Here is a 12,908-nt window from a genome sequence, read left to right as displayed (position 1 = left end):
ACATTTTACAAACACCTATTTTATATCATGATGTCAAATGAATTACACAAAAGTAATTCAGGCAAAAAAGATATAAGGAAGGTGTTTTATAATGAAAGCAGCTATTTATAACGGTATTAAAGACGTAACTATTAATGAACTTGCAATGCCGGTATGTGGAGAAAATGACATAATCGTTAGAAATCTGTATGCGAGCATTTGCGGCTCGGATATTAGCGCTTATTATCACGGAGGTGATTCTGTTCGCATTTTTAAAGGCTTTGAATTTGGCCACGAAATGGTTTCCGAAGTTGTCGAAGTTGGACAAAATGTCAAGGGGATTGAAATTGGACAAAGAGTCTATCCTTATCCTTTAGAAGCCAAAAATGATAGATCAAGAGCAGCAACTGTAGGCGGATTCTCTGAATATGTTCAAATACCTAATTGCGAACTAGGAAAATCCGTATATCTTGTGAACGACAAGATTTCTTCCAAAGTTGCGGCACTCATTGAACCATTTACAGTGGGAACCTGTGCTGCGAGAAAAGCAAATCCACAGCCTGGTCAAAAGGCTATTGTGTTTGGTGCTGGAGCAATCGGAGTAGCTGCCGCCATTGCCCTGAAACATTATGGCGTTGAGAAAGTAATGATTGCAGATCTGTCTGATTTCCGCTTGGATAAAGTAAAGAATCTTGGTTTTGAAGTTTGTAACAGTGCAAAGGAGGACATCATAACGAAAGCAAAGACTGTTTTCGGAGAAGTTCCTGGATACCCTTCGTCATGTGCAGATGTAGATATTTACATTGATGCTGTTGGCGCAAGTGTCGTCATTGAACAATGGCAAAACATGGCAAAGTATGGTAATAAGCTGGTGGTAGTAGGCGTTCATCATAAACCAGTACCGATTGACTTTACACTGATAACTTATAAAGATGCTCAGATATTGGGATCAGGCGGCTACCATCCTCAAGATGTTGCAACTGTGTTTGAAATTATGGAAAGCGGGAAATTTAACTTGGAGTCTCTTGTTACCCATGAATTCAATCTGAAAGATATTGTGGAAGCGATAGAAACAGCAAGCAAAACAGAAGAAGCATTTAAAGTTGAAATCAAGTATTGAATTGACTATGACCTTATTATTCTTTAAGTATCAAGTAACGTGCATGATTAAACATTATAGATAAAGTGAGGGGTAAATATTATGAAAAATGTATGTGTAATCACTGGTGGCGGAAGTGGAATGGGATTTGCAGCTGCTAAACTGGCGGGAAAAGATCATTATATAATTATTTCAGGAAGAAATGTTGAAAAATTACAATCAGCAATTGATGAGTTAAAAGCAGAAGGAATTGAGGCAGAAGCTTTTGCTTGTGATGTTTCAGATTTTGAATCGGTTACCAGATTGGCTGAGCGTGCGGCTGAAGTTGGAAAAATTGATGCTGTCATTCATTCAGCAGGGTTATCACCGCATATGGGTGAGGCACAAAAAATTATGGAAGTTAATGCACTTGGAACTATTAATGTGAATGAGGTTTTTAGTGCTAAAATGGGAAAAGGAACCTGTATTCTGGATGTTGCATCTACTTCGGCATACATGTTGCCAGATGAGGCTTTACCTGTATCGAATTATGAATTAAGTTTTACAGATAAAGAGCAATTTATAAAAAAGATGGTAGACGCAGTAAAGCATTTTCCAGAACATATGCATTCCAGTATGGCCTATCCCATATCTAAAAATTTCGTAATCTGGTATGCAAAGAAATGCGCAGCGTTATATGGAGACAAAGGAATCCGTGTAGTATCAGTATCTCCAGGAAATATTGAAACACCGATGGGAAAATTAGAATCTGAAGAAGGAGATAAATTTACAAAATGTTGTGCAATTAAGCGATTTGGCTATGCCGAAGAAGTTGCATATCTGTTGACTTCTTGTATTGATAAAAGAAATGGATTTTTAACAGGTACGGACATACTTTGTGATGGAGGATTAGTATCTGGTATGAAATCAATGAAAAAGTAACTCTCAAGAAAGAAAAGTAAACAAGTAAAGCGTAAACAAATCTTATATAAGTATTAAAGGAGAAATAATAATGAAACTTAAGGAAAAAGTTGCAATAGTAACAGGAGCTGCTTCAGGAATGGGAAAGTCCATTGCCATTCTATATGCTCAGGAAGGAGCAAAGGTGGTAGTATCTGACATTAACTTGGAAGGTGCAAAAGCAACTGTAGCTGAGATTGAGGTAAATGGTGGATCTGCTATGGCAGTATTAACCAATGTAACCAAAGAAGAAGACATACAAAACCTAATTGATACTACCGTTAAAACTTATGGCACAGTTGATATTCTAGTCAACAATGCCGGCATAATGGACAATATGGCTGCGGCTGCGGATGTTACAGATGAACTATGGGATAGGGTATTTGCAGTTAATACTACTTCAGTGATGAGGGCTACCAGAAAAGTGTTGTCGATATTTTTGACTAAAGGCGCTGGGGTAATTATCAATATAGCTTCAGTAGGGGGCCTTCGTGGCAGTATAGCTGGTGCTGCCTATACTGCTTCCAAACATGCAGTAGTAGGCTTCACCAAGAATACAGGTTTCCAATATGCAAAAGAAGGCATCCGCTGCAATGCCATTGCTCCAGGGCCAATAAAAACCAATATCAATGCAACTATGGGCAACGTTAATCAGAGGGGTGCAGCAATATGTAGGACCGGAATGAGTCTGATTCCGCGACTAGGTGAACCGGAAGAAATAGCCGGAGCTGCTCTGTTCCTGGCTTCAGATGATTCCAGATTTGTTAACGGTACAGTTTTGACTGTTGATGGCGGTTGGACTGCTTATTAAAAGTTGTTTTATGATTTTTATTGATAAAAATATTTTGGACGTTTTTGTCATTCCGTTCGCAATATTTTTCTTAAAAAACAAAGCCTATCAAACTTTCATAGCACAATTACATCATCAAACTGATAAGGGGCGAGTTTATTCGTCGGTTCAGGGCGCTTGGCTAAGGGATGTTGAGCGGCTTCAGGTGATACTATTCTTTAGTCCCTACGACAACTATCGTAACACCGGGAATAACTGTTAAGGAGTAGTAAAAAACCATTTATGCACAGATGATAAAAATGTTCCATAATTATTAAAAATTGATATTGGGCCTTTATGATAGTGGCAGCTCAGGCTCAGGCGGCGATAAAACATCAAGTGAAATAGTATTGACTTAGCTTTCAGCCTTAACATCAAGGCTTTGAAGGTATACGTACAAAATAAAGTATGAGTATTGTCTTTTATGATTTTAAGAGACAATACCCTGATTTTAATTTTTTGATTCTGGTACAAAATATTAATAGAAAAATAGGTATATGGAACACACTTTTGAAACTAATTATGGAACACTTTGTGGAATAGTAGTAAATTTGCGCTAGGTCGGAAGGAATTCATCTCATTCCAATCGCCGATTTTCTAACTCCATAAAGATCTAGATTGAGCAATATTCCTTTGGCAACCGAACTACAAAAGAGGTTTCTTTTCCCGGAATACTAGAGACTTTGATAGTACCTTTATGGCTTTTAACAATCCAATTTGCAATAGAGAGGCCAAGCCCTGTACCTTCAATACTTTTTGCTCTGGCCTTATCAATTCGGTAAAAACGCTCAAAGATTTTATCTGAATGTTGTTGTTCGATTCCTTCACCGGTATCAGATACTGAAATTTCGACAGCATTTCCGATAACCCTCCCCACTAATCTCACTTCACCCTTAATTGGGGTGTGTTTAATGGCATTGTCAACTAGAATAAGTATGAGTTGGCCTATTCTTTTTTCATCCCCATAAAAGTCCACTCCTGGCTCAACCTCTATCTTTAGCTCTATTCCTTTGTTGTTTGCCATAGGTATAAGTGGTTTGACAACCTGGTGAATAGCTCTGTCTAAAGAGAAAGTAATTTTTTCAAGTATCTGTTGGGCAGAATCAACTCTGGCTAAGAACAATAAGTCTTCCACTAGTCTAGTCATATGAGACGCTTCAATTTGAATATTATTCAACCACTCTTCCTGTTCTTCGACGGTTTCTCTCGGATTACCCATCACTAATTCAAGGTTTGTTTGGATTACTGCCAGGGGAGTACGTAGTTCATGTGAGGCATCTGCTACAAAATCCTTTTGCCTTTGCCAAGACTTTCTTATAGGTATTAATGCTTTTTCGGCTAAGTAAAGGCTAGAGTAAAACGCTAATCCTAAGCAGATAATACCGGTCATAAAAAGAGCTGCCAGTAAGAACCTAAGAACCATAAATTCTCGTTTAAGACCTACAAATACTACCAGCAAACCCGGTTGTTGTTTTTGGGGGACTTTGAGAAAGGTAAAAGAGAGCCCGTGCCAATCAGAATCTCCCTTACTATCTTTCCTCTTTAGAACTCCTTGAGCCAACTCCTTTAGTTCCTTTGGGCCAAAGTGTGGGTTAGTTGAAAAGGTTTGCGTAATTTCGCCGGATTCTTTAGTCTTAATATAAAAATATTCTGTTCTATTGAATTGTTCCAGTTGTTCCGCTGAGTCGGACTCAATGGCAACAGCGATATTTTGCACTAATTGTTCCGATTGATTGAAGATTTGATGTTCCATGAGAAAATAGGTACTTATTATAAATAGCAATAAGAGAATTGTCATAATTAAAATGTTTGATAAGGTAAGCCTTAATCTCAAAGAATCAAATAGCTTATCTCCTTTAAACGTAGCTCTTAATCTTAAAGAGCTGATTTTTTTATTCCCTTTAAACAATAACCTACACCCCGAATCGTTTCTATTGAAAAACATTTAAATTTAATTTTTTTCCGTAAGAAGTAGATATATACTTCAACATTGGACAATTCTACGTCCGAGTCTAATCCCCAAACCCTATCTAAGAGTTGATCCTTGGTTATCACCTGATTAGGGTTACGCATGAAAAGTTCAAGTAATAACGATTCCTTTAAGGTCAATTTAACACTATCCGTTCCGTATGATACCTCACAAAGGAGCGGGTCAAGTACCAATCCGAATACCTCAATTCTATCCCCAGTTATTTGAACTCCTTTTCTTCTGGCCAATGCTCTTATACGGGCTAACAATTCCCCAGTTGAAAATGGTTTTATTAGGTAGTCATCAGCCCCGGCATCAAGTCCATCTATTCTATCTTCGACTGAATCTTTCGCTGTTAACAGGATAATGGGAGTCATAATCCCTTTATTTCGAAGATCTTTTAAAACCTCTACCCCCTCTTTATAGGGCAGCATCCTATCTAGAACAATTAAATCATATACCCCAGTTTCGGCCATTGCTTGACCTGTCTCCCCGTTATAAGCCAAGTCAACTCCGTAATTATTTTTTCTTAGGATATAGGCTAAGGGACCAACTAACCTTTTTTCATCATCGACTAGCAATAACCTCATAGAAATCACCTCTTAATAATCTTAACCTACCATTCTTAAAATATCATTAAAAATTATTATTTTTTAAGCTAATTTAAAGTTTTGGAATTTATACTTGGGTTAGAAAATATAGGAGGGATACTTTATGATGTTTAAAAAACTAAAAAATCTTAACAAGATGTGGTACCTATTACTAGTTTTGATCCTATTATTAGGAGCGGGCGGTGGTTTAGCAGCAAAATATTACCTTAGACAAGCAAATATCGGAGTGCAAACGGCAAGGTCAGTGGAACAAGATTTGCTGTACCTGGATAGCACCTCAACTTTTAAGATGTCACCGGACCAAGCTAAAACAATACTACCTCTAATTGAAAAAATGTCTACATCTGATACAAATAGTTCGCCCTCAATAAATGATCTCGCAAAACAGGTTTATGAAATCCTGACTCCTGTCCAATATCAGACGTTAACAGACCATGGTAAGCTTGGAACAGGTAAAGCTGAGAGTGATGGCAAAAAGGGGAATAGACGGGGGGATAGCCGTGGGTTCGAAAAAGTAGGATTTAACATCATCGGTATAGGTGATCCCAAAGCCGACGCCCTTTACGATATAGTTATCAAAATGTTAAAGGAACGCAGTGTTGAAATAATCAAAAATCCAGTTTCGTAGTTTCAACATGGATTAAATCCTGGTACATAAGTGACGGGGTTTAAAAAAAATGCATTGAGAAAATAAAAGGGATGTACCTGAACTGAAATTCAGAACATCCTTTCATTTTTGCATTATTATTTCCTAGCATGGGCTTGGTTGAATAAAACTTACCTTAGAGGAAATTCGAATAGATTTTTAAGGGAAATTAAAGGTTAGTGAATTAGAATTACCTCCAAGGTAAAGAGAGGTTTTAAGAAGCCTTTTAGATACCATAATCGATACTTAGGGGGTATTAAAATGAGGCCATTGCGTGTATTGGTATTTTCCGCTACTTATGGGACGGGTCATGTAAAGGCGGCGGAAGCCCTAATTGCAGCTCTTCGAATGAATGAACCTTCAGCCGAGATTATTCACGAAGATGCAATAGCAGTAATTAGTAGGGGTTTAAATCAGTTGCTCCGAAGTTCTTATATTGGAGTTATTAAACACGTACCAAAGGTTTGGGGTAAGTATTATTATCGCACACAAGAAATAGCAGATGATTCCCTTCTTCAACGTTTTCTGAATACGTTTGGACGAAGACAATTTATCAATTATATTCGGGATTTGGAACCCGATGTTATTGTATGTACTTACCCGACCGTTGCAGGGGTGCTTGCCCAGTTAAGGATGAAAGGGGAACTGGGCATTCCTATTGTTACCGTTGTAACGGATTATACTGTTCACAGTCATTGGATTCATTTCGGGGTGGATTGTTACATTGTAGGTAGCCCCCAAGTAGCAAGGGGGTTGATGAATAGAGGAATAAAGGCTTCCCATATTCAAGTGTCGGGAATTCCAGTCAATCCTCGATTTGAACGTGAAGCAGACAAAGACGAAAGACTTTCCAAATTAGGATTGGAGAAAGACCGGTTAACTTTCTTAATTATGGGTGGAGTCTATGGAGTCTTAGGTAAGGCGAAATGGATGTGTAACCTCGTTGCTAATCTTGAGGGGCCGGTACAAGCGATTATAGTTTGCGGCAAGGATCATAAACTCTATAAGTCTTTAGATTCTGTAGTCCAAGATGCACGTAATCCAGTGGTAAGGTTTGACTTTATAAATTACGTTGATGAGTTGATGAGTATAGCCGATATCATTATCACAAAGGCCGGTGGACTCACGGTTTCGGAGTCGTTGACCAAACAACTTCCTATTATTGTTTTCAAACCTATTCCCGGCCAAGAAGAAAACAATGCTAATTATATTGAGGAAATCGGTGCGGGACGTATTGCTCGTACGGATGAAGAGCTTATAAGCATACTTAATGAACTGATTACGAATCCACAGGAAATAAAGAAGATGAGTAACGCTGCAGCTCAAATCTCGCCGCGACATTCTGCCGAAAAAGCGGTTAAAGCCATATTAGAGTTGGCAAGAGATTCGCCGCATCATATCAATGGCGTTGAGCTGGATTTATTAGAAGCGGGATGCGGGGTGTGAAGGTGAGAAACTATTTGGCTAGAGGATTTTGGATGCTTCTAGTACCGCTTATTATGTTATTCTACGGGCCACTCAACCATGCAAATGGAAATGTTTATTCTCTTGTCACTGTCTTGGATCAACATATTCCTTTTATAAAGTATTTCATTGTCCCATATTTAGCATGGTATCTTTTAATGTTTGTTGTCTTGGCTTGGCTTATGAAACGAGATAATGAGCTATATATTTTGAGTTTAGCCTCTATATGTCTCGGTCTATTCCTGAGTTTTCTGGTCTACACAGTATTTCAGACTACGGTTCCTCGTCCAGTCATTTTGGGTCAGGATTTATTCTCGAATTTAACCCGATTTATGTATGGGATGGATAATCCATATAACGCTTTTCCGAGTATTCATGTAATGACAGCGTACATTGCTTTTATGGCGAGTGGTAAGGTCAAAGGTTGTAGCAAGAAAATATTGCTAGCGAGTCAAATACTTTCTGTGCTTGTAATATTATCAACTGTTTTTTTAAAACAACATACAATTATGGATGTTACTGGGGGTATTTTCTTAGGGGGAAGTCTATTCAAATCAATGACATTGCTTCAGGGTCTAAAGCATCAGAGATTAATAGCTCACGCACCCATGGGCATAACTTTAAAACCACAAGAAGATAAATATGGTACAGGTTATGCAACGAAGGTAGGACATGCGTTAAGGTAAAAGGAGTTGACAACAACTAATCATTGCCCTTGTCGGTTACATTTCGGTTAAACATAAGAACATACAACAATAATTGACCATACCGTGATTTTATGGACACAGAAAACGTTTGATAAAATCACGGGGGCGTTCATAAAAAACCGCTCAAAGCCAACGTATTTCATTACGTTTTGTGCCTTGAGCGAATCGAAAGGAATGGATATAAAAATGAAAAAGGGATTATTAACCTTAGTGGTATTTCTAATGCTTGTAATGGTAATGAGTTCGTTAGCAGGATGTGGGAATACAAATGGGAACACAAACGCTACAGGCTCAAGTAATTTAAAACAAATAAAAAACGTTACAGCAATCACTGAGGTATTTGGGGACGGGCAAAAGGTAAGCGCTGTAGCGGTGGAATACGACAAAGACATTGATAATTCAAAGCTTACAACTTCAGATTACTCAGTAGACAGCAAAACAATAACAAAGGTGTATGCTAATACTGAGGCGGCTAAGGCATCCAAAGGCGTAAACGGAAAGTATGTAATTATTGAGCTCTCGACGGATATTTCGCCCGATACAAGGAATGGTCCCGGCAATGGTGCCAATGGAGCCGGTAACGGCCAGAATGGCAATGCCGCGCAGGGTGCTTCTCAGGGTGCCAACCCGCCCCAGGGCGGCGGTGGTCCCAGCTTGGGCTCCGCAGCAAGCGATTCATCCGAAAGCAAACCCTTGACCGTCAATGTGACACAGAACGGCGACATCGCGACGACGGATGGACAAACCTACAAGGCGGATGCCGGCGTGATGACGAACAGCAAGGACATCAACCTGGTGGTGGAGGACTTCAAGCAGCTTGTTTACACGGATCCGAACTACAACAATGAAAAACTGATGTACAACCTGTATGTGCCGAAGAATTACGATCCGTCCAAGAAGTATCCGCTGGTGCTGTTCATGCATGATGCCGGCGTTGTCAGCAACAACCCCACGAATACGCTGACGCAGGGCTTAGGCGCTGTCATCTGGGCCACACCATCTGAACAGGCAAAGAACGAATGCTTTGTGCTTGCACCCCAGTACACCTCTGTTATAGCTGATGACAGTTCTACGACCACTGAACTAATGGACATCACAGTGGATTTGGTCAAGGAGCTGGAGAAGCAGTACAGCATCGACCCCAACCGCCTCTATAACACCGGTCAGTCCATGGGCGGCATGACCTCCATCGCTATGGACATCAAGTATCCGGACATGTTTGCGGCGTCTCTGTTGGTTGCTTGTCAGTGGGATCCGACCAAGGTAACCCCGATGGCGAAGGACAACCTGTGGATCATCGTCTCCGAGGGTGATAGCAAGGCTAGCCCGGGCATGGACGCCATCACTGAAGCATTGAAGAAGCAGGGTGCTACCGTAAGCAGCAAGGCGACCTGGAACGCAGAAGCCAGTGCAGCGGAATTATCAACCGATGTTAGCAACATGCTTGCTGCGGGCTGCAACATCAATTATACGGTCTTCAAGAACGGCAGCCATAGGTATACCTGGCAGTATGCCTATACGATTGAGGGTGTGCGGGACTGGCTGTTCAAACAGGTGAAGAAGTAATCACCGTCAATTCCCCGTGCCTGCGACAGCATGGCGGAAAAGGAGATGATGATCACATGAAGAGGATTCTAACATTACTGTTGTTATTTTCTGTGGCCATATTGGTTTTGGCATCCTGTTCCCAGAACAGCGCAAACCAGGCCGCGGCCGGTCCGAATACCGTTGCCAGTGGCACAACCGGAACGGGTGATACGGAAAATTCGCATGTCAAAAGCATAACGGCCATCAACAAGGTGTTTTCGGATGGCATCAAGACTGTAGCCGTTGTGCTTGAATACGACAAGAGCATCAGCACCGCAAAGCTTTCGGCCTCCGCTTTTGCGGTGGAAGGCAAGACCGTTACGAAGGTGTACGCAAACACCGAGGCGTCAACGGCCGCACAGGGCGTTGACGGCAAGTTTGTCATCGTTGAGCTTTCGACCGATTACCAGATTCCTGTCGGCGCGGCTGCCACTTCATCACAACCTGCAGGCAATCCGCCGGCCAATGGAGGGAATGCCCCCACCGGTCAGGCAGGCGGCGCGCCGGGAACGGGAACGAGCCAATCCGACAGTGCAGCGCCCTCCATTACCCAGGAGGACAAAACGAAGCATCCCGGATTGTTGCTTTCCACAACGAACGGTGGGGACGGTATTTCTGTCTCCTTCACCCAGACAGGCAGCATCTCAACGGTTGACGGTGAAACCTATAAAGCAGGAAACACCGCGCTGAACAACCAAGAAGACATCAACCTGATTGTGGACGACTTCCTCAAGCCCGACTTCAGTGAACCCAACTACCAGCAGCATTACAAGTTCAATCTGTATGTCCCCAAGGATTACGACAAGAGCAAATCGTATCCGCTGGTGCTGTTTATTCAGGATGAAGACTCACTGAGCAGCAAGCACGCGGGTTCCCTGACACAGGGCCTTGGCGGCGTCATTTGGGCGGACACCGCGGAACAAGCAAAAAATGAATGCTTCGTCCTGGTGCCCAGTTTCCGGGATACCATTGTTGGCGACAACACAGTACAACGCCTAACCTGGACATGACGGCGGATCTGATCAAATATCTGGAAACGCAATACAGTATCGACAAAAACCGGATATACAGCACCGGCAGAAGGTAGCATTTGACGCTTACAATATTAACTGCAACAACTATTTTAAACTGAGAGATATGACGATAGCTATAGCCGGTACTGTAAAAGAGTTTGAAGTAACATAATTTATTTAAGATTCCAGTGCAGAAAGTCTTAAAACGAAATTAAGTTTTCATTCATCGTACTAAATCGCATTGAAAATCAGTTGGATGATTAATCCCTATTTACAGAACCCCGATCACAAGCGGGTTTAAAGGTCTCAGTCATTTGGCAGAGAATAGAGACGAGCAACTATTTCCGACGATCCTGAAAACTTATTTTACAATTTGGGGTTTCTGCGCTGGAATAATTTAACAGATAATAAAAAGTGTTCCATAATGGTTAAAAATTGAGATTGGTCCTTTATGATAGTGGCTGCCCAGGCTGTGTTAAAGAACAAAGCCTAATCGAAGTAAGGTTTAAAATAGTATAAATAAAGCTGTTGAAGCCTTATGTATCAAGGGCTTGATGAGTTATATAAAAAAATAAGGCAAGGGTACTGTCGCTTAGTAAGATTAAGAGGCAGTACCCTATTTTTATTGATTTCTTGTACTTCTTTTTTAGTTGATGAAGTGAACTTAGATTGTTGGAGAAAAAGAATGCATACGGTTCATGACAAGCAACCGTGAGGTTGCTTATAATTGATGTATGTGGGACAAAGACGCTATATTCAAAGCACTCAGCGACTCGACTCGACGGCTGATATTAGACGAGCTATCCGAACGCAACGAGGTGACGTTGTATGAACTTACGGTACGTCTAATTACGAAGCACAATCTTAACTTTTCGCGACAGGCGATAGCTAAACATCTTTCTGCCTTGGATGATGCAGGGCTCGTAAAATCAAAACGAAAGGGGAAATATCGAGTACTTAGTTTCAACAACGAACCACTTAAAGACTTGCTGAAAGGATGGATAAAGTAATTTTATAAAAAACAAGTAACAAAATCGGAACAGAAATTTTGACGAGTGTGTGGGCTGTTTTTGCTTGCAGCCAGATGTTAGCAGACCACCATACGCCGCATATATCAAAGGAGGCAAAACAGTATGAAAATCATTGTTACCAGTATATTCGTACAAGATCAAGACAAGGCACTGGAGTTTTATTCAGAAATACTAGGCTTTGTAAAAAAGCATGACGTTCCCGTTGGAAAATTCAGGTGGATAACGCTAGTTTCTCCCGATGATCAAGACGGTACCGAGCTTTTGCTCGAACCGAATGACCATCCGGCCGCCAGAGAGTACCAAAAGAAGATATTTGCCGAGGGCTTCCCAGCAACAATGTTTGGCGTTGCAGATGTTCGTAAAGAGTACAAAAGATTAATGAAACACGGCGTGAAGTTTACTATGGAGCCGATAGAAATGGGCGAAGTCACAATAGCTGTATTTGACGATACATGCGGCAACCTTATTCAGATAGTGCAGAAGTAACTTTATGTCGAAATAGAAGCAACTAGTTCTAAACGACTTTATTGTTATGTTTTAAGGTCGGTGAACACATTTAATGTAATTATGGAACAATATTCAAGTTTTATAATTAAAAGATATCACGCTCTTCAATAGAATCACTTATTCAATGCTATCATGAAACATATCCTAAAAAAACATATAAAGGCAGGAAAACTTTTTAGTTGTGTTGAATTACAAGAAGTGTTCCATAATAGTGAAAAAAGTGATTGGTCTATTATGATAGCCGCAGCCCAGGCGGCGATAAGCAACAAGGGGCAATAAATTAAAACAAAAAATATTATAGAAATAACTTTCTAAGCCCTATAGATCAGGGCTTAGAAAGTATACGTGCAAAATAAAGTATGGGTGGTATTGTCTTTTAGTGATTTTAAGAGACAGTACCCTATTTTCAAGCTGTTCCATTTTAAGAATCAAGTTGAATTCGGTTATCATAGATAGAGGCTGGTTGTGTAATTTGAACACAACCAGCCTCTTCGTCTCTTAGAAGAAATTTTAACTTTCTTCTAAAT

Annotated in this window: 12 protein-coding genes; 10 read left to right on the top strand and 2 right to left on the bottom strand. The window is 40.6% G+C overall.

All coding sequences use genetic code 11. The features are described from left to right. Window positions 1-91 precede the first annotated feature (91 nt). From E4K67_RS27800 to E4K67_RS27790, 3 genes are all read left to right on the top strand, one after another. A complete protein-coding gene (locus E4K67_RS27800; RefSeq protein ID WP_135552732.1) occupies window positions 92-1,099 on the top strand; it encodes a zinc-dependent alcohol dehydrogenase in 1,008 nt (335 codons plus the stop codon). Between the two features lie 81 nt (window positions 1,100-1,180). Beyond that, the gene (locus tag E4K67_RS27795) at window positions 1,181-1,999 is read left to right on the top strand and encodes an SDR family oxidoreductase (protein WP_135552731.1); all 819 of its coding nucleotides are present in this window, start codon (window positions 1,181-1,183) and stop codon (window positions 1,997-1,999) included. 70 nt (window positions 2,000-2,069) lie between these two features. Further along, on the top strand, window positions 2,070-2,828 hold the full coding sequence (locus tag E4K67_RS27790; RefSeq protein WP_135552730.1) for an SDR family oxidoreductase: 759 nt from the start codon (window positions 2,070-2,072) through the stop codon (window positions 2,826-2,828). A 631-nt stretch (window positions 2,829-3,459) separates the two neighbouring features. Here the strand turns inward: E4K67_RS27790 and E4K67_RS27785 are convergent. Continuing rightward, a complete protein-coding gene (locus E4K67_RS27785; protein WP_243454668.1) occupies window positions 3,460-4,755 on the bottom strand; it encodes a sensor histidine kinase in 1,296 nt (431 codons plus the stop codon). After that, a complete protein-coding gene (locus E4K67_RS27780; RefSeq protein WP_135552728.1) occupies window positions 4,722-5,405 on the bottom strand; it encodes a response regulator transcription factor in 684 nt (227 codons plus the stop codon). Before E4K67_RS27780 ends, E4K67_RS27785 begins: the two co-directional genes overlap by 34 nt. 124 nt (window positions 5,406-5,529) lie before the next feature. Between E4K67_RS27780 and E4K67_RS27775 the strand changes: the two genes are divergently transcribed. The 7 genes from E4K67_RS27775 (at window position 5,530) to E4K67_RS27745 (ending at window position 12,360) form a co-directional block, all read left to right on the top strand. After that, window positions 5,530-6,054 (top strand): hypothetical protein, encoded by a 525-nt coding sequence (locus E4K67_RS27775; protein WP_243454667.1) that lies wholly within the window; start codon window positions 5,530-5,532, stop codon window positions 6,052-6,054. A gap of 279 nt (window positions 6,055-6,333) precedes the next feature. Beyond that, entirely contained in the window at window positions 6,334-7,518 is a 1,185-nt protein-coding gene (locus E4K67_RS27770; protein ID WP_135552727.1) for an MGDG synthase family glycosyltransferase, read from the top strand. Window positions 7,519-7,532: 14 nt separating this feature from the next. Continuing rightward, the gene (locus tag E4K67_RS27765; protein WP_243454666.1) at window positions 7,533-8,222 is read left to right on the top strand and encodes a phosphatase PAP2 family protein; all 690 of its coding nucleotides are present in this window, start codon (window positions 7,533-7,535) and stop codon (window positions 8,220-8,222) included. A 207-nt stretch (window positions 8,223-8,429) separates the two neighbouring features. Continuing rightward, window positions 8,430-9,809, top strand: a complete 1,380-nt coding sequence (locus tag E4K67_RS27760; RefSeq protein WP_206752233.1) for an alpha/beta hydrolase-fold protein — start codon at window positions 8,430-8,432, stop codon at window positions 9,807-9,809. Between the two features lie 56 nt (window positions 9,810-9,865). Next, window positions 9,866-10,840: a hypothetical protein gene (locus E4K67_RS27755; protein WP_135552726.1), complete on the top strand. Its 975-nt coding sequence runs from the start codon at window positions 9,866-9,868 to the stop codon at window positions 10,838-10,840. A 737-nt stretch (window positions 10,841-11,577) separates the two neighbouring features. Further along, window positions 11,578-11,853 carry an ArsR/SmtB family transcription factor gene (locus tag E4K67_RS27750; protein ID WP_135552725.1) on the top strand — a complete coding sequence of 92 codons (276 nt, stop codon included), beginning with the start codon at window positions 11,578-11,580 and terminating at the stop codon, window positions 11,851-11,853. 123 nt (window positions 11,854-11,976) lie between these two features. Next, window positions 11,977-12,360 (top strand): VOC family protein, encoded by a 384-nt coding sequence (locus E4K67_RS27745; protein WP_135552724.1) that lies wholly within the window; start codon window positions 11,977-11,979, stop codon window positions 12,358-12,360. Window positions 12,361-12,908: the final 548 nt, after the last annotated feature.

It is taken from the genome of Desulfosporosinus fructosivorans (assembly GCF_004766045.1).
In the GTDB taxonomy this organism is placed as follows: domain Bacteria; phylum Bacillota; class Desulfitobacteriia; order Desulfitobacteriales; family Desulfitobacteriaceae; genus Desulfosporosinus; species Desulfosporosinus fructosivorans.
Note: the sequence above shows the minus strand (reverse complement) of the source record. Positions and strands in the feature narration are given on the sequence as shown.